Here is a 20,386-nt window from a genome sequence, read left to right on the forward strand (position 1 = left end):
GTATTATAAATCAATGGCATTTGCCTGGTGTATTTCTTCGAGCTGTTTTAATGCTTCTAGTTCTTTTGCTTCAAGATGTTTATCAACCGTTAACATCATGACGGCATCACCACCGACTTGGGCACGATCTACTTGCATGGTCGCGATATTAATATTAAATTGTGCGAGCAAAGATCCCATTTTTCCTATCACACCTGGTTTATCCTGATGGCGAATCATTAAAATATGTCCTTTTGGTGTCACATCCACGCTATAATGATCCACTTGCACAATACGTGCACCAAGCCCGTTAAGTAGGGTACCTGCAACACTGCGTTTCTCTGTATTCGTAACAATTTCTACAGTAAGAAGATTGGTAAATCCCTTTGTGGTTGTTGTTCTGTTTTCATGTATGTGAATCCCGCGTTTTTCAGCTAAATATAAAGCATTCACATCATTCACATGGTCTCCCAGATGCCGCGTTAAAAGTCCTTTTACTGTGTTTCGCGTAATGGGTGCGGTTTCTACTCCTGCTAGTTCACCAGAATAGTAAATATTCACTTCCTCGATAACGTCCTGTGTAAGGTGGATAAGAAATGATCCTAGTTTTTCTGCAAGATGGAAATAAGGTTCGATTCTGCGTAAGACTTCTTTCGGTAGGGAAGGGAGGTTCACTGGATTCTGCACGACTCCTCCTGTTAGAAACCAGATTACGTCCTGGCAGACATCTACTGCTACGTTTTCCTGAGCTTCTACTGTACTTGCACCGAGATGTGGGGTTGCCACTACTTCTGGTAGATTGAGAAGTTTATGATGATGGAATGGCTCCTCTTCAAGCACGTCCAGTGCCGCACCAGCAACTTTTCCCTCCAGGATAGCTTGATACAAGGCTTCTTCGTCGATAATTCCACCACGCGCACAATTTATAATCTGAACACCGGGCTTCATCTGCCTAAACGCTTCCTCGTTTAATAAATGTTTCGTTTCTTTCAAAAGCGGGGTATGAATAGTGATGAAGTCAGCCTTATTTAACACTTCCTTTACCGTCCCGTAGTCTATTCCGAGATGGTCTGCTTTTTCCGGAGTTAAAAATGGGTCATAGGCCATAACGTTCATACGCTGGCCTTTTGCTCTGTAAGCGACTTCAGCTCCAATTCTACCTAAACCGATTATGCCAAGTGTTTTGTTTTTTAATTCGACTCCTACATATTTCTTTCTGTCCCATTGTTGATTTTTTAAGGAATAATGGGCCTGGGGGATTTTCCGTGATAGTGCCATCAGCATGGCCATCGTATGCTCTGCTGCTGAATTCGTATTACCATTTGGTGCATTGACTACAATGATGCCGCGTTCTGTAGCCGCATTAATATCAATGTTATCAACTCCTACACCCGCACGGCCGATGATTTTAAGATTTCCAGCACTTTCTATCAGTTGTCGGGTTACTTGTGTTTGACTTCTGACTAACAGGGCATCCGCTGTTTCAATTTTTGTAAGTAACTCATCAGAGGATAGGTCTGTTGCAAATTCATACTGCAAATTTTCTTGTTGCTCCAGCACTTGTATACCTTCTTTGCTGAGCGGATCAGTTATAAGTACATGAAACGCCATCTTGGTATCTCCACCTTTCTTTAACTTAAATAGATTCTCTGTGCAGCTTCTACACCTTTCCCGAGTTCTAGCTGCTTACCAATTCGGACAAGTGCCACTTCAATTACACTTATCGTTTGAAGTACATCAGCAGGGGAGCAATAGCCCATATGACCAATTCGAAAGATCTGATTTTTAAGTTGTTGTTGCCCTCCGGCGATGGTAAGTTGAAATTCTTTTTTTAACGTTTGCCTTAACGCTTCTACTTGAAAATCTGTCGGTTTCACTGCGGTTACGGTTGGTGACGCTGCGTCTTCAGGGGTGAGTAGCTCAATATGATGTGCTTTAAATGCTTCCCGAATCATTTGCATCATTAGCTTGTGTCTAGTAAACACATTCTCCATGCCCTCTGTTTCAAATAGTCTTAAAACCTGCTCGAGGCCAAATAAGAGTGATAATGCTGGTGTGAAAGGCGTGGTGTCGTTTTGCATGCTATTGCGGTAGCGTAAAAGATCTAAGTAAAAACGTGGAGTAGAATTGCTTTCCATGCGGTTCCACGCCCGCTTGCTTGCTGCGACGAAGGCTAATCCTGCTGGAAGCATGAATGCTTTTTGACTGCCAGTTACCAAGATGTCTATTCCCCATGCGTCCATCTTTACAGGAACAGCACCAATACAGGAAACACCATCCACAATAAAAAGCGCATTGGAAAATTGTTGGACCACTGCCGCAAGTTCTTTTACAGGATTTAGGACACCTGTAGAAGTTTCACAATAGGTTGCAAACACGCCTTTTAGAGAGGGGTTCTGTTTTATGTACGCTTCTACCAATTGAGGGTTTATGGCTTCTCCCCATGGAGTATCCAAACGATGTACTTTTATCCCATATGCCTGACAAATCTTCACGAAGCGATCTCCGAAAGCACCTGTTACTAGAACCAAAACTTCATCACCAGGCGCCACAGTATTTACGACAGCCATTTCCAGTGCTGCTGTTCCGCTTGCTGTAAGGATGATAACATCCTCCTCTGTACCGAAGATAGGCTTTAACTTTGGGCTTAGTTGCTTTATGAGTGATTTTGCTTGTTGATCACGATGCCCAATCATCGGTTTTCCCATCGCAAGCTGTACGCTTGGCGGAATGGGACTTGGCCCCGGTATTCTTAAAAATTGCTGGTCAGCTAACATTTTTATCTCCTCCCGTATTTCTAAAATCCGAACGATCCCTCTTCGTGCTTTAAATACGTTGTGTAAATATTTTTCAGCATAGCAGAACAATGATTATTGTCAATGAATTTAGCCAATTTAAAAAATATTTTACGTTTATCCCACCTTAACTGGAAGTAAGACCGCCATCAATGAAGTCTCTATTTATAATTCTACAAGAATTTATATGAGGAGAGGAGGAGACGAAATACTCTATTAAAGCCTTGAAAGAAGGATGTATACCATTTATTTATAAATTTCAAAATACACCTTGCTTTTTAAAAGATTTGGATATAGAATAATTTTTAAAATTCTTTTGAAGGAGGTTCAGTGATGGTCACATTTGTAGCATCAATCGTTTTACTACTCGTTGGTTATTTCGTTTACGGAAAGGTGGTAGAACGAATTTTTGGCATTAATGACAAACAACGCACCCCAGCCTATACCAAAAATGACGGCTTGGATTATATGCCGATGAGCTGGTGGAAGGCAACCTTAATACAGCTTTTGAACATCGCTGGAACCGGTCCTATCTTTGGTGCGATTCTTGGGGCGCTTTATGGCCCTGTTGCATTTATATGGATTGTAGTAGGCTCTATCTTCGCAGGAGCAGTACATGACTATTTTTCTGGAATGCTTTCCCTTCGACATGGTGGTGCACAGTTTCCGAATATCGTAGGGAGGTATTTAGGAAAATATGCTAAAACATTTATAACGCTTTTATCAATTTTGTTAATGGTTCTTGTTGCTGCTGCCTTTACTGCAGCTCCGGCACAGCTGATTTCCCAGCTAACACCACTAAGTTTTATGGCTTGTTTGGTCATTATATTTGCTTACTTCTTACTAGCAACCGTGTTACCGGTAAATAAAATAATCGGGAGAATTTACCCTGTTTTTGGGGGCATCTTAATTTTCATGGCTGTTTCGATTGGAATTGGGATCTTCTTCTTTGATAACCCTGTTCCAAACCTTACTTTACAAAACTTGCATCCTGGTGAGATGCCAATCTGGCCATTATTAATGGTAACAATCTCCTGTGGAGCGATTTCCGGATTTCATAGCACCCAAAGCCCGATTCTTGCCAGAACCTTAAAGAAAGAAAGTGAAGGTCGAAAGGTATTTTATGGCGCAATGATCAGTGAGGGGGTTATTGCACTAGTTTGGGCTGCAGCAGGTATGGCATTTTTCAATGGCACACCTGGTTTGCAGGAAGCATTGAACGCGGGTGGCCCATCTGCTGTCGTAAATGAAATTAGTACATCCACGCTTGGGGCGTTCGGAGGTATTTTAGCTATACTAGGAGTTATTATACTACCTATTACAACTGGAGATACGGCACTACGTTCTTCTAGAATGATGCTTGGGGAATTGATACATCAACTTACGAAATGGAAAGTATCAGGAAAGAAAGCTGTTGCTTTACTTGTTATTCCTGTCGCCATTCCAGCATTTTTATTATCTACCATAGACTATAGCTTCTTGTGGCGCTATGTAGGCTGGTCTAATCAAGTAGTGGCCACTTTTATGCTATGGACGGGTGCAATGTATTTACTGAAGAACCACAAATTTCACTGGATTTGTAGTGTGCCCGCCCTGTTTATGACAGGAGTAGTCAGCACATACATTTTCTATGCACCTGAAGGCTTCCAAATGGATTATGTCCTTTCTATGGTATTAGGGGGAATGATTTGGGCGGTTGTTTTCATTTGGTTCATCGTAAAGATTTTCAAGCGAAGGACAACTACAAAGCTGGAAACATCATATGCAAGCTAAGTGATATAGCGACTAGCAAGTTTTCTATGAATCGATTAGAAAACTAGCAAATAAAAACCATGAATCCGGTTAGATTCATGGTTTTTTGATGAATATTTTTCAGGCTTTTTGGTCTTCTATGACACAGATGATTTCTACAACTTTTATCACGCCTATACTCAACTATAGGTTCGTTCTGTTTAATTAACATTTGTAAGGGGGAAAGTGGGAAATCCCCACCCAATGATGTTTCACTTTATGAGCGCAACTCTTTATTAAAAAATTGCTACGTAAAATTTTCTAAAACTTGGCTAGAGTGATAAAATTAGCTGGGTGTAGGAAAGATATAGATGAACAGCTTAGAAAGGAACGGGCAACGAATGAAGAAAATCTTACAAATAGCTGGAGCGTATATTGGAGTCATTGTTGGCGCCGGCTTCGCATCTGGACAAGAAGTGTTACAATTTTTTACAGCTTTCGGTTGGTATGGTCTTGCTGGAACAGTCATTTCCACAATTCTATTTGCTTTTTTAGGGATGCATGTACTTCAACTTGGACATCACATGCAGACCACCTCGCATAAAGTGGTTATTTATCAAATTTGCGGCAAATACATTGGCTTTTTAGTCGATATCATTTTAACCTTTTTCTTATTCGGGGTAGCCGTTATCATGATTGCAGGAAGCGGTTCTATTTTTGAACAGCAGTTTGGGATTTCCGCTAGTTTAGGAAACTTTATTCTAACTCTACTAGTGATCGTAACACTGTGCTTAAATGTGAAAAAGATCATTTCTGTCATAAGTTTGATAACGCCATATTTGTTTTTGCTAATGTTTATTATTGTCGGCTTTTCACTTTTCAATAGCGACCTTAATATAAATCAAATGAATGCGATCGCGAATTCACAAACCGCTGCTGCATCTAATTGGTTTGTCAGTGCTGCTTTATATGTTTCCTTTAATATTGTACTTGCATTTTCAATGCTTGTTGTGATGGGTTCGCAGGAAAAAGGAATACGAGAAATTTCCATAGGCGGACTGTTAGGAGGACTTGGACTCGGTATTTTATTGTTCATTATTAACATTGGATTGTTTTTCAATATTGATCGGGTACTAACTGTTGATATGCCAACGCTTTTACTTGCATCGGAAATCTCACCAATTGTAGGGATCCTTATGTCGATTGCTTTACTGGGTATGATTTTTAATACGGCAGTGGGCATGTTGTATACTTTTACAACAAGATTTATTAAACCAGAAAAGCCATCATTTAAGACGATGGTGGTTATTGTGAGCCTTCTAGCATTTGCTTCAAGCTTTGTAGGCTTTACCAAGCTTGTGAATACATTATATCCCTTTACAGGGTACCTAGGATTTGCGCTTGTGATCGCCATTATCGTTTCATGGATAACATGGAAAAGAAGAGGGACGTTAAGCTCGGAAGGTTAAAAAAGCTACTAAAAGACGAATTGCTTTCATCATAGCAATTCGTCTTTTTAGTTATAGTATTGTAATGGATAACATGAATAATTATTATAAATCTTTCGTTAACTTTTGTTCATTACTCATCCATAGTGCTAAAATAGAATTAAGTTGAGGAGGGTTACAATTGAAGAAACTAACATTGGGAACAAGTGAATTAGAAGCTTCAAATATTTCTTTAGGATGTATGAGACTAGCAGGGCATACGGAAGAAAAAGCGGCAGAAATTCTGCACCATGCATTGGATCTTGGGATTAATTTTTTTGATCATGCTGATATATATGGTGGAGGGGCATCAGAAGAAATATTTGCCAAGGCACTTAATATGAACCCAGCAATTCGAGAAAAGATGATCCTTCAATCAAAATGTGGAATTAGAAAAGGTTTTTTTGATTTTTCAACATCCCATATTCTATCGTCTGTAGATGGTATCTTACAAAGACTTCAAACAGACTATCTGGATGTTCTATTACTACACCGGCCTGACGCGTTAGTAGAGCCTGAAGAAGTTGCTGAGGCATTTTCTACACTGGAGAAAAGTGGCAAGGTACGTCATTTTGGGGTGAGCAATCACACGCCAATGCAAATTGAATTATTAAAGAAATATGTGGATCAGGATCTAATCGTTAATCAATTACAATTTGGTGTCATGCATACTGGTATGATTGATGCTGGATTGCAAGCGAATACGAAGCATCCCAATGGTGTGGACAGAGATGGAGCTGTCTTAGATTATAGCAGACTGAATAATGTGACGATTCAAGCTTGGTCACCTTTCCAATATGGCTTTTTCAAAGGAGTATTTATCGATAACGAAAAGTTTCCTGAACTGAATCATGTTTTGCAAACCATAGCTGATGAATATAATGTAACGAAAACAACAATTGCAATTGCATGGATTTTACGCCATCCAGCAAAGATCCAGACCATTGTTGGGACAATGAATACAGAACGCATGTCTACTATTGCCGATGCCTCTGATCTTGTTCTAGATAGAGAGGAATGGTATGAAATTTATCGGGCAGCTGGGAATGAACTTCCATAGAAAAATCACACTATAATGGATCCGTTTAAAAGCCGTCCATTCAAAAGTAATTCTTAATTGACTATCGGGCAGGATGGCTTTTAAGAGCACACGGGGACAGGGAGAAAGTTAACATGAGACATATAACATTCATTTTATTAGTAGGATCCTACCTTCTGGCATTGGTCATTAATTTAATGCCATCCATTAAATATCCTGATGCTTCTATTGGCCTATTGAATATGTTTGTAACTATAGTATTTATTGTGTTGTTACTAGTATATTCTCAGAAAGGAAGTAAGTTTATTAGGGTGTTTTCAATACTAGGGGGTTTATCAGGGTTAATTGTATTTATTATCACTAGCTTTGAACAGGACATGATTGGTAACGGCGTTTTAGATCTAATCTCATCTATTCAATATCCCTTTTACGTTATTTTTATTACACCATTATTCGGGGGTAATATGTTAATTAACCTCACCCCTGGGATATTTGCATTGTTAATGACTCTTGTTTATGGAGTTGGAATTGTAGTAGGGTTTAACGTTTATTCTAAAGCAGAATAGACGAGGTATTTGGAATAACTCAATAAACCGTCTGGCTTTAATAATCCAGGCGGTTTTTTAGATTAAATCTCTCGCCTTTTAACTTTAATGATTTTCGTCTAAAATGGTATCAAATGTTTATTATTAGGAGCGATGTTGTGTATAAGAATTCAGAGACGTTTTTAGCAACATTTAATCGAGTAGAAAAAGAAATCAAAGCGCTAATGATTTACCGTAAAGATATGAGCTTTTCGCGGTCCGTGAGAATACTTAGTAATTCAAATGCAATCGTTAGAAAATATATGGATGATTTACTGGAATATGCTGAACTGCGTAACGCTATTGTACATAACAAGGTTGATATGACACATGCAATCGCTGAACCCCATGACTCTGTGGTTGAAAGAATTAAATTAATTGAGAAAGAGCTAACTGAGCCGATCAGGGTAATACCTGCTTTTTCACGTGCCGTATACGTGTTCCAAGAGGACGATGCGCTTCATAAGCTTTTGACTGTCATCCATGAAAAAGGTCTTTCAAAGTTTCCCATATACAAGGAGCGGGAATTTGTGGGACTAGTCACCCAGAAAGGTATCACGAGATGGCTAGCAGGAAATATAGGAGTCCGTTCACAAGACATTAAAGAAACCAAGATTAAAGATGTTTTAGCATTCCAACAAGGGGATAACTACCAATTCATTCGTATGGAGACAAGTCAATCAGATGCCTTGGAATATTTTAGAGGAAATATAGGTGAAGGAAGCAGGCTTGAGGCGCTCCTTATAACGAAAAATGGTGATGCAAACGAGCAATTATTAGGTATTATTACGCCTTGGGACATTGTGCATTCCAAGGAAGAATAAGGGGGGGGGAGTAGAATGAAGTTTGTCTCCATAGATTTTGAGACGGCAAATGAAAAACGCTACAGTCCATGTTCTGTAGGGATTGTGGTAGCAAATGAAGAGGAGATTTTGGAAGAGTATTATAGCCTAATTAACCCAATTACAAGCTTTAGTTCATTTAATACACGTATTCATGGGATTACCGAAAAGGATGTAGAGGATGCACCGACGTTTGCTGAAATATGGCCTGTCCTGAATCAGTATCTTTCAAATCATGTTGTGCTCGCACATAATGCCAGCTTTGACATGAGTGTTATTAGGCAGACGCTTGATTACTTTCAGCTTCCATATCCGGAAATGGACTATCTATGTACAGCAAATATTTCTCGTAAAATATGGCCTGACTTGTACAATCATAAACTGAACACGGTAGCTGCCCACCATTCTATTGTTTTTGAACATCATCATGCATTAGAGGATGCTCGTGTAGCAGCAAAGATCTTTATGCAGGCTTTAAGGGAATATGGATCTCATTCAGTGGATGCTTTCTTAGATAAATGCCAGATTAGCAAAGGAAAAATTTACGAGCGAGGCTATTACCCACCAAAAGCAAAAAGAGCACGTCGCAGTAAAAGAATATATTTTTAATTGGGGTTAGATTTTCAGTGAAGAGGGAGGTCCTTTAGGGATCGTCTCTCTTTTTTTTTGTTATTTTTAAAGTAATTAAAGAGGATAAATTCCCGAATTATTTACAATTAACACGCTTGCCTAATAGATTCGTTTGAATTAAACTAATAAAAAGAATATTCAGTATCTAATTCAGGAGAGTGGAGGGGAGAAAATGGAAACAAAGGGACAGGAACATACTGAAGGGTTACTAAAAAGAGCTAGAAGAAATACGTTGGGTGATTTATTAGAAAGAACGAAAGAAAGAATGCCGGACAAAAATGCAATCGCTTACAAAGGGGAGTGGATAAACTACGGCAAACTTGATAACCTTGTCAATCAAACGGCACATGCTTTTCATAAAGCTGGCGTAAAGATAGGTGACCGTATCGTTATCATGTCAAAGAACAGCCAGGATTTTGTTGTAGCAATGTTTGCACTAGCAAGAGTAGGAGCTGTTATGATTCCCATCAACTACATGCTTTCAAAGGACGATGTTGCTTACATTTTACATCATGCAGAGGTGAATGGACTAATTGCTTCTGAGGAGTATGCTTCCTTACTTGATGATGCAGCTGAAGAATTGAAGATTCAGGTCCGATATCTTATGGATGTAGCTGCAAATGAAGAGAGCACGTTTGAGGCATGGACGCCGCTTTCTTTGGCAAGGGACGGAGAGTCGACAGAACTATTTGAAGCTGATATTGAGGACGATGATCTCGCACATGTACTTTATACAAGTGGCACAGAGTCCCGTCCGAAAGGGGTAATGTTAACACATAAAAGCATTATTAGTGAGTATGTAAGTAGTATTATTGACGGAAAAATGGAAGAAAGCGATATTGCCATTCATGCACTGCCGCTTTATCATAGTGCTCAATTACATGTGTTTCTGGGGCCGAGTATTTATATTGGCTCAAGTGGAATTATTCTTAGTCAAGCTGATCCGGAAAGCCTACTGCGAACAATTGAGAAAGAAGGAGCTACCCAACTATTTTGTCCACCTACTGTATGGATCGCACTCCTAAGGCACCCTGATTTTGATACCTATAATTTATCGACACTGGAAAAATGCTATTATGGGGCAGCAATTATGCCAAAGGAAATTTTAAAAGAGCTTGCTGAAAGGCTTCCTAACGCAAGGTTTTGGAATTTTTATGGACAGACGGAAGTTGCGCCACTAGCAACAGCACTTCAACCCGAAGACCAGCTAAGAAAGCTTGGATCTGCTGGGAAGCCTACGTTAAATGTACAAACAAAGATTATGGGCGAAGATGGATTGGAAGTAGCCAGGGGGGAGATTGGCGAAATTGTGCATCGCTCTCCACATGCTATGAAGGGTTATTTGCACGATCCACAAAAAACAGAAGAAGCCTTTCAAAATGGCTGGTTTCACAGTGGGGACCTCGGGGTGATGGACGAAGAAGGATATATCACGATTATCGACCGGAAAAAGGATATGATTAATACCGGTGGTGTAAATGTTTCCTCAAGAGAGGTGGAGGAGACGATTTACCAGTTGGAAGGTGTTTCAGAGGTAGCGGTAATTAGCGTGCCAGATCCATACTGGATAGAGGCAGTAACCGCCGTTATAGTGCCCAAAAAGGACGTTAAACTATCTGAAACAGAAGTAATGGCATTTTGTCGTGAGCGTCTATCTACTTTTAAAGTACCAAAACAAATAGAATTCACAGATGAACTACCAAAAAACCCCAGTGGAAAAGTACTTAAAAGAGCACTACGAGATCATTACGGAAAATAAAAGGAAGAGAGGAGCATCGCTGACGATGCTCTTTTTTATGGCTAGGAATAGACCTGTGATCAAATGAAAAAACTACGGGAAGGAGGTGTAAAGATGAGTGAAAAACAGGATAGCTGGAGTAAACGACGGGCAACGACCTCAGTAAACCCTCAAGGTCAGACAGAGGATACCGCTGATCATCAACCGAAATCGCAGTTAGAACAACGTGCAAAAAAGAAAAACTCAAAAATATAAGAGGTGAGCATGATGGATCATACATTGGATTACCTCAGAGAGTCACTGGCAAATTACCAGGAAAGTGAAATGTGCCAGCATATAATTAACAAATTAGAATCTAAATCCTATACTGGTGAAGGAGAATTCGTGAAGGACTTAGAAGCAGAAGAAATGACGTATCTGCATGATGTCCTTGAGAATGAACTTGATTATGCAAAAAACGTTCAGTATGACCAGCGTGTTAAGGAATTGACGGAAGTAATTGAGTTGCTTTTTTAGTTTGCATTTTAATGAACCCATCGACTTTCTGTTTAAAGATAGGATAATTTTACCATTGATAAATCGACAAAAAAGATATACGATATTAATACAAGCTGCAATGTACGTATTTCATTAAGTTTTAACCTCTAATGATAGAATAGGGAGTTTTACATCGGAGCAATAATGTCGTGCCGCCATAGTGTAGCGGAAGACAGGATGGTTTCTGCAAACACCCACTTGGTGAAGTGGTGGTTTAAAACTTTTTATATATAATACGGCAATTGTGGCCTGTAACTAATACAATGAACCAGGATCAGTTCCCTATGGAGCTGATCCTTTTTGCATTTTTAACGTGATAAGAATAGCTTCTCACAGTTGATTAGAAATGGATATTATCCGACTCCGTAACATCACGATACACTAACAGTAGGAGGAGATAACCTTGACGTATAATTTTAAAAAGATTGATCATGTTCAATTAGCAGCACCAGTTGGATCCGAACAACAGGCAAGAGAATTTTACGGCAAACTATTAGGTTTTAAGGAAGTAGAGAAACCAGAGGCTTTAAAACAAAATGGAGGCGTTTGGTTTAAAGCTGGTGATGTACATATTCATATTGGAATAGAGCATTCTTTCAGACCAGCTAAAAAGGCACATCCTGCCATTTTAGTTGCAAATCTTGAGGCATTGAAACAACGGCTTCAAATGTACGGAATTAACTGCGTAAATGATGATAAATTACCCGGTGCAAAACGCTTCTATGTGGAAGATCCATATGAAAACAGATTAGAGTTTTTAGAACGGTTGGAATAACGGGATCTGAAAGCGAAATTTTTAGAATGTTTTTTTATTTAAAATTAGGGTTGAAACTGTGTCCTGACATGCTATACTAATACCATTCTAATTTAATAGTATTCATATAATAGTGGGGATATGGCCCACAAGTTTCTACCGGTTTACCGTAAATAAACCGACTATGAGTTTAAAGAATGGAAGGATTATACCTTAATCATGGTGTAATTTTTTCGTTGTCTTTTTAATGGCAAAGCTTGAAGGATGTGCCGCTCATAGTATGAGTTGGTCGCACCCTTCAAGCTTTTTTATTTTTAAACGAAAGGAAGAGATACCGTGAACAAGCTAGAAAGTACGATTTTAAACGAAGGAAAGGTTTTATCAGAAACGGTTCTAAAAGTAGATTCCTTTCTAAATCATCAAATTGATCCAGAGCTCATGAAGCAAATTGGTGAGGAGTTTGCAGCCCGATTTGCAAACGCTGGAGTTACCAAAATTCTCACGTTGGAATCATCAGGAATTGCCCCATCAGTAATGGCAGGCCTTACGATGAATGTTCCTGTTGTTTTTGCAAGAAAACGGAAATCACTTACCTTACTGAATGATTTGTATTCTGCTGAGGTACATTCTTTTACGAAGAAGGAAACCAATGAAATTTCCATTTCCAGTGATTACATTGGCAAAGGTGATGTCGTACTTGTTATCGATGATTTTCTTGCAAATGGACAAGCTGTATTGGGCTTAATGGACATCATTGGCCAGGCTGGTGCATCACTCGCTGGTATTGGAATAGTGATAGAAAAAGGGTTTCAACACGGTGGAAAAATGATCCGTGATAAAGGTATACATGTAGAATCATTAGCAATTATTGATTCACTAGCAGAAGGAAATGTTACATTTCGAAAAGAGGGGGCATTGAAATGAAAACAGCAGCACTAGGAATTCAACACGTACTGGCAATGTATGCAGGTGCAATATTAGTACCACTTATCGTAGGGGAAGCGTTAGGCTTAACCTCTGAGCAATTAACATATCTTGTTGCTATCGATATATTTATGTGTGGAGTTGCAACAATCCTGCAACTTGTGAACAACCGCTTTTTTGGTATTGGGTTGCCTGTTGTTCTCGGTTGTACCTTTACAGCAGTTGGTCCAATGATCGCTATTGGTGGAGAATTTGGAATTTCAGCCATTTACGGAGCAATCCTTGTTTCAGGACTTGTCGTTATACTTATTAGTGGATTCTTCGGGAAAATGGTGCGTTTCTTCCCACCGGTTGTAACTGGCTCTGTTGTAACGATTATCGGTATTACGCTTATTCCAGTAGCAATTAATAATATGGGAGGCGGAGAAGGAGCAGCGGATTTTGGCTCTCTTACAAATATTTCATTAGCTTTTGGTACCTTAATCTTCATCATCTTAATGTATCGATTTACTAGCGGATTCTTACGCTCTGTCTCTATTCTTATTGGATTAGTTGTAGGAACTATTGTCGCTTCCTTTATGGGGAAAGTAGACTTTGTCGCAGTAGGGGAAGCATCTTATTTTCATATTGTTCAACCATTCTATTTTGGAGCTCCAACATTTGAGTGGTCAGCGATTCTAACGATGGTACTTGTAGCGATTGTTTCATTAGTAGAGTCAACTGGTGTTTATTTTGCTTTGGGAGATATCACGGAACGAAAATTAAATGAAAAAGATTTAACAAAAGGATATCGTGCTGAAGGGCTTGCTATCTTGCTTGGCGGTTTCTTTAATGCATTTCCGTACACAGCATTTTCTCAAAACGTAGGGCTAATCCAGATGACTGGTGTGAAATCTATTAAAGTGATTATGACAGCAGGCATTATGCTGGTAACCCTTGGCCTTGTACCAAAGATTGCTGCACTAACTACCATTATTCCAACATCTGTTCTAGGCGGTGCCATGATTGCTATGTTCGGTATGGTTATTGCACAAGGCATCAAGATGCTAGGTAATGTGCTATCTAATTCTCCAGAAAACTCCATGATCATTGCATGTTCAGTCGGAATGGGACTTGGTGTTACAGTCGTTCCAGAACTATTTGCACAGCTTCCAAACAGTCTGCAAATCTTAACTAGTAATGGTATTGTGGCTGGAAGTGTTACGGCAATTGTATTAAATATAATCTTTAATATGATTCCTTCTAAGAAGTCATCTGCAGATACTGCAAGGCTTGTTGAAGAGAGTGCGTAAATAACGAACAAAAGCGCAAGCGCCCGTTTTAAGGAACGCCGACTAAGTTCGCCTCGTCCTGAGGCAACGTCGGCATGACCCGGATCCTCCGGGCCCACGTAGCGAGTGGAACGAATCAACTGAGATAATGTTTCATGCCCCTGCATCAGGGGTATGTCGGCGTTGGCCGGCAAGGCCGGTTTTAGTCGACCTTCCTTTATTTTACGAACCGATGATGACTTCACCACAAGGGTATAAGTGCGACTAAGCCTCTGGTTAAAAGAAAAGCGCAGAGCGTCGTTTAGAAACGTAGCGGATGGAGCGAATCAACTGAGATAAAGGAATCACGGTGAGGATACGAACCGATGATGACTTATCGTAGGGCGATGCGTGAAGCCGCCTAGTTTCTGACGCTCGGAGCTAGACACAACACCAGTCGGCAAGTCTTCTTTATCGTAGGGCGATTCCGTGAAGTCGCCTAGTTTCTGGGCGCTGTAGCTGGACGTGGCTGTTGATGTCAATGAACAACATACTGCCAATTATTTATACTTCCTTATCTACAAAAAAAGGTAGGTGAGTACAATCCGTGCTTCCTACCTTTTTTATTATAGTTTTTTCTTGCTGAACACCACTTTCATGACTCTCTATACCAAATTTTAGTAAAATCAACCCACCCTAAAGCATTAATATGAACCCCTTTCACGTAACTAGGGTAAAACGCTGATTGAATGATACGATATAAGTGAATATGGCCATAGCTTTGCATAAGTTCTTCTTCAGTTGACCTCCAGAAAGAGAGTGCTTCAACCTCTGTTTCCTCCCTTTTATTTATGGGGAAGTGGTGAGCTAAGGGACTGTGATTCCCTTTATAAGCGGATAAATAGGTGTATACATCGCTCTCATAGCTTAGCTGTTCTCCTAAAAGTAGGTCTACCTCCTCCAATGATAATGCATGTAACTCTTCATACGAATAAAAATAAACATCTACCATAATTCCTTCTTTCTGTAGTTCTTTTTTTATCCATTTTGCGTCAGGTTCGTTTCCAGCTCCGTAGTAACTTGCTAAAATGATCCTCTCCCCATTATAGTTACTTTTAGAAAGAGCCTTTCTCCCCATTTCTTTTACAGGCTTTATTTCCTTCTCTTCAAACTTGGCAAGTAGACGTGAAGCCTTATTAAAACGTGTTCCTCCTAATTCCTTCATTAGCATATCTGGTGATAATAAATGGAAAATAGCTTTTCTTAAATACAGATCATCTGCTAAAATACCTTTCTTCATGTTCAAGGAAAGAATTTTACTTCCACGGTCTACCACGTTATATTTCTCGAAATGAGGTACCTGTCTTCCGCGATAAGGATAATGATAAAAATTCATTTCTGTAGGTTGTGCTAGCTTATCAATAGCCGTAGCATTGTCATAAAGCTTCGGAAAAAAATAGAGGCTAATTTCCTCAAGGAAGGGACGTCTTAGGAAATACTCATGAAACACGGATAATGTTAATTTCTCCTTTGTATTTGCCACTACTTTATAGGGGCCAGTGCCAATGGGTATTGCTTTTTTACTGGCATTATCTTTAGGTAAAATACTACCTCCTAAGGAAGAGACTAGATGTAAGAAGTGTGAACAAGGCTTACGGAACAGGAATTCAACTGTATATGGATGAGGTGCAGTTACTTGATTGATGTCCTCCAATATCCAACTGTAAGGTGATGAAGTGTTTTTGTGTCGTAAAAAGCTGTAGCACACGTCTTCTGCTGTCATCTCTTTCCCGTGATGAAACCGAACCCCTTTCTGTAAATAGAACACCCACTTTGTTTGATTCTCGCTATGTTCCCAAGCATGCGCTAAATTAGGGAGAAATTCTCCTGTTTCCTCACAATATCGAACAAGCTGACTAAATATATGGCGCATCATATGGTTTTCCGAACGGCGGCACACCAGAGCAGGATCAAGAACAGGGAGTGGGCGGTAGGAAGGGAAATGAAGCCTGGAAAGATTGTCTGTTTCTTCGCCTTTATTCTCCATTAGATAAGAATGAAAGACCCAATGAATAAACTCACGTTGCAACGATTCTTGTATATTATATTTGCTTAACAGTTTGATCGACTCATCGATAGAGTGCGGGGTAATCGTCTCTTTTGCTTCTTCCAAAACAAGTAGATCAATACTTTTTACTAGCTTAATCGTGGAAGGGTTTCCTCTTCCTTTTCCTGGTTTCCATTCAATCCATTTTTGTTTTTGTAAATTATGAATGATAATTTTTGCATTTCGATAAGAGCAAGACAATAAAGTAGAAATTTCGTTTATGGTAATGGATACTTCTTTCTCTGTTTCTTTCAAACTTCTGCTAAGTATTTCGTAGTGTTCTAATAACCTCAACTGATGGGCACCTCCGCTAAAAGGGGAAATAAGTTTAGGTCAAGTATACACTTTTTTTCCTCTTTTCAGAAGCTAAAATGAAGGAAGGAGGGGAATCATCATGAAACTTGTTATGGCGACTTGGAATAAAACAAAATTAAAACAAATGGAACAAGCTTTCCGGCAAATACCTTTAAAAGTTACTTCCTTGGCAAAGCGTATAGAAGATATAGAAGAGACAGCTCTAACTTTTAAAGGTAATGCTTTATTGAAGGTGGAAGCAGCGACCCAATATTATGGAAATGACATCATAATTGGGGAGGATTCAGGTTTATCCATTGATGCATTAGAGGGGTTTCCAGGTGTAAGGACAGCCCGGTTTTCCCCAGGTAACGATGGAGACAGGGCCCAACAATTAGTCGAAAGGTTGTCGGGAGTTCCCTTAAGTAAGCGAACTGCCAAATTCACAAGTGCCGTGGCTATTGCCTTTCCAGATGGTGCACACCAGTATAGCCAAGGAGTTATGGGTGGCTGGATTGCGAAAAAGGCTCCGGCAACTATATCAGGCTATGGAGATATTTTTTTACTAAGTGATGGAAAAGTCTTGGCAGAGCACGACCCTGCTCTAATATCTGCATATGACCACAGGCAGGTTGCTTTGTTTCAGGCCAAACAATATATCTTAGAATGGTTAGAAAGGAAGAGCCTATGAATCCAGCAAAAAAGAAAGTAGTCGCTGTTGCTCTCATAACTGCGGTGGCGCTATTAGGAGATTCCATGCTGCTTATCGTGTTGCCTGTTTATTGGCAGGAGTTTGACTTAACTTCCATTTGGCAAATTGGTTTATTACTGTCCATTAATCGCTTCGTCCGGCTGCCCATTAACCCAATAGTAGGCATGTTTTACCAGCGTTTTCAGCTTCGAACCGGAATGTTCATTGCCCTGAGTATTGCTATTATTACTACTGCTGGATATGGCTTTACCCAAGAATTTTGGCTTCTCATTGTCTTGCGTATACTATGGGGGATTGCCTGGTCGTTATTGCGGCTTGGCGGTTTCCTAACAGTAATAGATGTAACCACGGACAAGAATAGAGGCAGTTTTGTAGGTTTGTATAACGGTCTGTGGGGGCTAGGAGGTTTAGTTGGAATGCTTGCTGGTGGGCTGCTTGTTGACCAAACGTCCATCGCCTTTGTAACTAGTTCATTTTCTATTGTGGGACTTGTGGCTTTGCCTGTAGTATTTTACTTTGTGCCGATTTCCAAAAATGAAGAAAAAGAGCACGTGCAGGGCATCAAGAAAAAAAGAGCATGGCTAACTCCATATGTTTCGCTCATTCTTTTAACTGGAACCACCATGGGCTTTATTGTGTTTGGTTTGTTTGCCTCGACGCTTAGTACTCTGATAGAGGGGGCATATCAGAATGAATGGGAGATTGCTGACTTAACGATTGGTGCTGCAACGCTTGCTGGATTTGTTCAGGCAGTACGCTGGGCGTGGGATCCCTTTATTGCTCCTAGAATTGGAAAAATTCTAGATGGTGCCAATAAGCCGTCTATTGTTTTATTAATACCTCTATTCGTTGGTGGCGTTTTATTTTTTATCTTAGTAAATGTCCACACCATCATAGCGTTAATGATTAGTCTCGTAATCTTCCAATTTCTTTCGACCATGTTTGTTACGACCACAGACACCCTTGCCACAAGTGCGGCGGTGCAAACGGATAAGGTGAAAGTCATGACTGCCCATACGGTCGTAGTGGATATTGGTGCTGCCATTGGCCCCTTATTAGCCTTTACAGTGATTGATCTGTATGGACTCACCTTTGTATATTACTTTTCTGGGGTAATTCTTGTGGTAGTAGGTATTATTTGGATGTTTTATTCCGCCTTAACTGGCAGTAAGACCCCCACTTCAAGAATGCAGGAAATCAAGCATTTTAAGTAGGGGATCAACTGCCAGTATAGGACCGATTCGTTCAGCTAACATTAGTGGGAAGGAAGGAAAGTCCCCGCCAAATGATGTTTCACTGATTAGATCGTATATACCATATTATGATTATATACTCATAAATTGACTATCCAACACATCTTCCATATAATTCACTAGTACACTGTGAACAAATGATGACAGTGTATTAGGAGATGATTTATTGAGAAATGAAGAAATAAAGGATCCAAAACAAATTAACAAGCTGCCAATTGTGGCTGTCTTAATAGGTGGCGCGTTTTTGGCAATACTTAATCAGACCTTATTAGCAACAGTCATTCCACATATTATGGAAGACTTACAGTTAACCGAAAATACAGCGCAATGGGTCACGACGATCTTTATGCTAGTGAATGGGATAATGATCCCCATTACCGCTTTTTTAATTGAAACATTTACTACAAGGAAATTATTTCTTACAGCAATGGTCGCCTTTGCTGTGGGTACATTAATATGTGCTGTTTCCCCAAACTTTGCCATGTTAATGGTGGGAAGAGTCATACAGGCCGCCGGAGCGGGTATTATGATGCCGTTAATGATGACGATCTTTTTGTTAATTTTCCCTGTTGAAAAAAGAGGATCGGCAATGGGTACAGTAGGACTTGTTATTGCCTTTGCTCCAGCCCTAGGTCCAGTTATTTCCGGTTGGCTAGTCGAGCATTATCCTTGGAGATCGTTATTTTATATTATTTTGCCACTTGCTATTATAGATATCATCATTGCTTATTTTGTTATGAGAAATATTACAAAGCGTACTTACCCTAAAGTGGATATAAGCTCTATAATTCTATCAACACTAGGTTTCGGTGGATTATTGTATGGCTTTAGTAGTGCGGGGGATTATGGGTGGTCCAACCCGTTTGTCGTTTCGGCAATCATCGTTGGGGCAATAGCTTTAACCACCTTTATTTTAAGACAATTTAAGCTAGCACACCCAATCTTGGAATTTCGGGTTTTTCAGGATAAAATCTTTGCCATAACAACTGTTATTGGAATGATCGCATTCATTGGTTTAATTGGTGCTGAAACAATTTTACCTATTTACATGCAGAATATGGCTGGTTTTTCTGCTTTAAATTCAGGCATGATGATTTTACCAGGAGCATTGATTATGGGGTTTATGTCACCAATTAATGGGAGAATTTTTGATAAGTTTGGTGCAAGGTATCTCGTTATTACGGGCCTCATCTTACTAACGGTAACTTCTTACCTATATACAAGACTAACGCCTGATACAACATTAGCCTACATTACCATCGTTTTTGCAGTAAGAATGTTCGGTATTTCCATGATTATGATGCCAGCGACTACCGCAGGACTAAACCGTTTGCCAGATCGATTAATTCCGCATGGATCAGCGATGACGAACACGATGCGACAGGTTGCAGCCTCAATAGGTACCGCGATTCTCATTACCGTTATGACTGCTTCTTCAAGCGATAATGCTCCTGCCAGTGAGATGGTGCAAGGTGTAAATATTGCATTCTATGTAACTACCATAATATCAATAATTGCACTTATTATGGCATTCTTCATTAAGGGGACTACTCCTACTGAGGATAGAGAATTGGTTAATGAAAAGCAATCATCGGAAGCATAAAGGAACTCCTTCGAAGGAGTTTCTTTATGCTTTTTTTGAACGGGGAGAAATCCATAATTAAAGTAAGTCAACTAAAACCGCTCTTTTCGGTCAACCTCAATCAAACCGGGCACGTATGTTGGTCCTT

General features: G+C 39.8%; 18 protein-coding genes, 1 other RNA gene and 1 riboswitch. Of the genes, 16 read left to right on the plus strand and 3 right to left on the minus strand.

Going from position 1 to position 20,386, the window contains the following annotated elements; all coding sequences use genetic code 11:
• Positions 1-3 precede the first annotated feature (3 nt).
• Entirely contained in the window at positions 4-1,590 is a 1,587-nt protein-coding gene (gene serA / locus LG273_RS05690) for a phosphoglycerate dehydrogenase (protein WP_379563158.1), read from the minus strand.
• 20 nt (positions 1,591-1,610) lie between these two features.
• Positions 1,611-2,756 carry a pyridoxal-phosphate-dependent aminotransferase family protein gene (locus tag LG273_RS05695; RefSeq protein ID WP_379563160.1) on the minus strand — a complete coding sequence of 382 codons (1,146 nt, stop codon included), beginning with the start codon at positions 2,754-2,756 and terminating at the stop codon, positions 1,611-1,613.
• 351 nt (positions 2,757-3,107) lie between these two features.
• On the opposite strand from LG273_RS05695, the gene LG273_RS05700 reads away from it, so the two are divergent.
• The 13 genes from LG273_RS05700 (at position 3,108) to LG273_RS05760 (ending at position 14,332) form a co-directional block, all read left to right on the plus strand.
• The gene (locus tag LG273_RS05700; RefSeq protein ID WP_379563162.1) at positions 3,108-4,547 is read left to right on the plus strand and encodes a carbon starvation protein A; all 1,440 of its coding nucleotides are present in this window, start codon (positions 3,108-3,110) and stop codon (positions 4,545-4,547) included.
• 329 nt (positions 4,548-4,876) lie between these two features.
• Positions 4,877-5,974 carry a hypothetical protein gene (locus LG273_RS05705; RefSeq protein WP_379563164.1) on the plus strand — a complete coding sequence of 366 codons (1,098 nt, stop codon included), beginning with the start codon at positions 4,877-4,879 and terminating at the stop codon, positions 5,972-5,974.
• Between the two features lie 160 nt (positions 5,975-6,134).
• Positions 6,135-7,052: an aldo/keto reductase family oxidoreductase gene (locus tag LG273_RS05710; RefSeq protein ID WP_404458552.1), complete on the plus strand. Its 918-nt coding sequence runs from the start codon at positions 6,135-6,137 to the stop codon at positions 7,050-7,052.
• 113 nt (positions 7,053-7,165) lie between these two features.
• Entirely contained in the window at positions 7,166-7,597 is a 432-nt protein-coding gene (locus LG273_RS05715) for a hypothetical protein (protein WP_404458554.1), read from the plus strand.
• Positions 7,598-7,734: 137 nt separating this feature from the next.
• Complete coding sequence (locus LG273_RS05720; protein ID WP_379563170.1) at positions 7,735-8,439, plus strand: CBS domain-containing protein; 705 nt, start codon at positions 7,735-7,737, stop codon at positions 8,437-8,439.
• A 15-nt stretch (positions 8,440-8,454) separates the two neighbouring features.
• A complete protein-coding gene (locus LG273_RS05725; RefSeq protein ID WP_404458556.1) occupies positions 8,455-9,066 on the plus strand; it encodes a 3'-5' exonuclease in 612 nt (203 codons plus the stop codon).
• Between the two features lie 193 nt (positions 9,067-9,259).
• Positions 9,260-10,846 carry a fatty acyl-CoA synthetase gene (locus LG273_RS05730; RefSeq protein ID WP_379563174.1) on the plus strand — a complete coding sequence of 529 codons (1,587 nt, stop codon included), beginning with the start codon at positions 9,260-9,262 and terminating at the stop codon, positions 10,844-10,846.
• A 93-nt stretch (positions 10,847-10,939) separates the two neighbouring features.
• Positions 10,940-11,080 (plus strand): small, acid-soluble spore protein L, encoded by a 141-nt coding sequence (gene sspL / locus LG273_RS05735; protein WP_379563176.1) that lies wholly within the window; start codon positions 10,940-10,942, stop codon positions 11,078-11,080.
• Positions 11,081-11,092: 12 nt separating this feature from the next.
• Positions 11,093-11,341 carry a sporulation protein gene (locus tag LG273_RS05740; RefSeq protein WP_379563178.1) on the plus strand — a complete coding sequence of 83 codons (249 nt, stop codon included), beginning with the start codon at positions 11,093-11,095 and terminating at the stop codon, positions 11,339-11,341.
• A gap of 89 nt (positions 11,342-11,430) precedes the next feature.
• Positions 11,431-11,617: non-coding RNA, 6S RNA (gene ssrS / locus LG273_RS05745), on the plus strand.
• Positions 11,618-11,765: 148 nt separating this feature from the next.
• Positions 11,766-12,137 carry a VOC family protein gene (locus LG273_RS05750; RefSeq protein WP_404458559.1) on the plus strand — a complete coding sequence of 124 codons (372 nt, stop codon included), beginning with the start codon at positions 11,766-11,768 and terminating at the stop codon, positions 12,135-12,137.
• Positions 12,138-12,219: 82 nt separating this feature from the next.
• Positions 12,220-12,321: riboswitch (purine riboswitch) on the plus strand.
• A gap of 131 nt (positions 12,322-12,452) precedes the next feature.
• Positions 12,453-13,040, plus strand: a complete 588-nt coding sequence (locus LG273_RS05755) for a xanthine phosphoribosyltransferase (protein WP_404458561.1) — start codon at positions 12,453-12,455, stop codon at positions 13,038-13,040.
• The gene (locus LG273_RS05760; protein ID WP_404458563.1) at positions 13,037-14,332 is read left to right on the plus strand and encodes a nucleobase:cation symporter-2 family protein; all 1,296 of its coding nucleotides are present in this window, start codon (positions 13,037-13,039) and stop codon (positions 14,330-14,332) included. The genes LG273_RS05755 and LG273_RS05760 overlap by 4 nt, the downstream gene beginning before the upstream one ends.
• A gap of 613 nt (positions 14,333-14,945) precedes the next feature.
• On the opposite strand, the gene LG273_RS05765 is transcribed toward LG273_RS05760, so the two are convergent.
• A complete protein-coding gene (locus LG273_RS05765) occupies positions 14,946-16,691 on the minus strand; it encodes an ABC transporter substrate-binding protein (RefSeq protein WP_404458565.1) in 1,746 nt (581 codons plus the stop codon).
• A 100-nt stretch (positions 16,692-16,791) separates the two neighbouring features.
• Between LG273_RS05765 and LG273_RS05770 the strand changes: the two genes are divergently transcribed.
• From LG273_RS05770 to LG273_RS05780, 3 genes are all read left to right on the plus strand, one after another.
• On the plus strand, positions 16,792-17,382 hold the full coding sequence (locus LG273_RS05770) for a non-canonical purine NTP pyrophosphatase (RefSeq protein WP_404458567.1): 591 nt from the start codon (positions 16,792-16,794) through the stop codon (positions 17,380-17,382).
• Positions 17,358-18,617, plus strand: coding sequence for an MFS transporter (locus LG273_RS05775; protein ID WP_404458569.1), 1,260 nt, complete (start codon positions 17,358-17,360; stop codon positions 18,615-18,617). The genes LG273_RS05770 and LG273_RS05775 overlap by 25 nt, the downstream gene beginning before the upstream one ends.
• A 205-nt stretch (positions 18,618-18,822) precedes the next feature.
• Positions 18,823-20,259 (plus strand): DHA2 family efflux MFS transporter permease subunit, encoded by a 1,437-nt coding sequence (locus LG273_RS05780; protein ID WP_379563193.1) that lies wholly within the window; start codon positions 18,823-18,825, stop codon positions 20,257-20,259.
• The last annotated feature ends 127 nt before the right edge of the window (positions 20,260-20,386 follow it).

Source organism: Oceanobacillus kapialis (assembly GCF_044790185.1).
Classification (GTDB): domain Bacteria; phylum Bacillota; class Bacilli; order Bacillales; family Amphibacillaceae; genus Oceanobacillus_B; species Oceanobacillus_B kapialis.

What these genes read in the sequence shown, in the direction of transcription:
- serA (WP_379563158.1), bottom strand. Translation starts at nt 1,590, where the DNA reads ATGGCGTTTCATGTACTTATAACTGATCCGCTCAGCAAAGAAGGTATA.
- LG273_RS05695 (WP_379563160.1), bottom strand. Translation starts at nt 2,756, where the DNA reads ATGTTAGCTGACCAGCAATTTTTAAGAATACCGGGGCCAAGTCCCATT.
- LG273_RS05700 (WP_379563162.1), top strand. Translation starts at nt 3,108, where the DNA reads ATGGTCACATTTGTAGCATCAATCGTTTTACTACTCGTTGGTTATTTC.
- LG273_RS05705 (WP_379563164.1), top strand. Translation starts at nt 4,877, where the DNA reads ATGAACAGCTTAGAAAGGAACGGGCAACGAATGAAGAAAATCTTACAA.
- LG273_RS05715 (WP_404458554.1), top strand. Translation starts at nt 7,166, where the DNA reads ATGAGACATATAACATTCATTTTATTAGTAGGATCCTACCTTCTGGCA.
- LG273_RS05725 (WP_404458556.1), top strand. Translation starts at nt 8,455, where the DNA reads ATGAAGTTTGTCTCCATAGATTTTGAGACGGCAAATGAAAAACGCTAC.
- LG273_RS05730 (WP_379563174.1), top strand. Translation starts at nt 9,260, where the DNA reads ATGGAAACAAAGGGACAGGAACATACTGAAGGGTTACTAAAAAGAGCT.
- sspL (WP_379563176.1), top strand. Translation starts at nt 10,940, where the DNA reads ATGAGTGAAAAACAGGATAGCTGGAGTAAACGACGGGCAACGACCTCA.
- LG273_RS05740 (WP_379563178.1), top strand. Translation starts at nt 11,093, where the DNA reads ATGGATCATACATTGGATTACCTCAGAGAGTCACTGGCAAATTACCAG.
- LG273_RS05760 (WP_404458563.1), top strand. Translation starts at nt 13,037, where the DNA reads ATGAAAACAGCAGCACTAGGAATTCAACACGTACTGGCAATGTATGCA.
- LG273_RS05770 (WP_404458567.1), top strand. Translation starts at nt 16,792, where the DNA reads ATGAAACTTGTTATGGCGACTTGGAATAAAACAAAATTAAAACAAATG.
- LG273_RS05775 (WP_404458569.1), top strand. Translation starts at nt 17,358, where the DNA reads ATGGTTAGAAAGGAAGAGCCTATGAATCCAGCAAAAAAGAAAGTAGTC.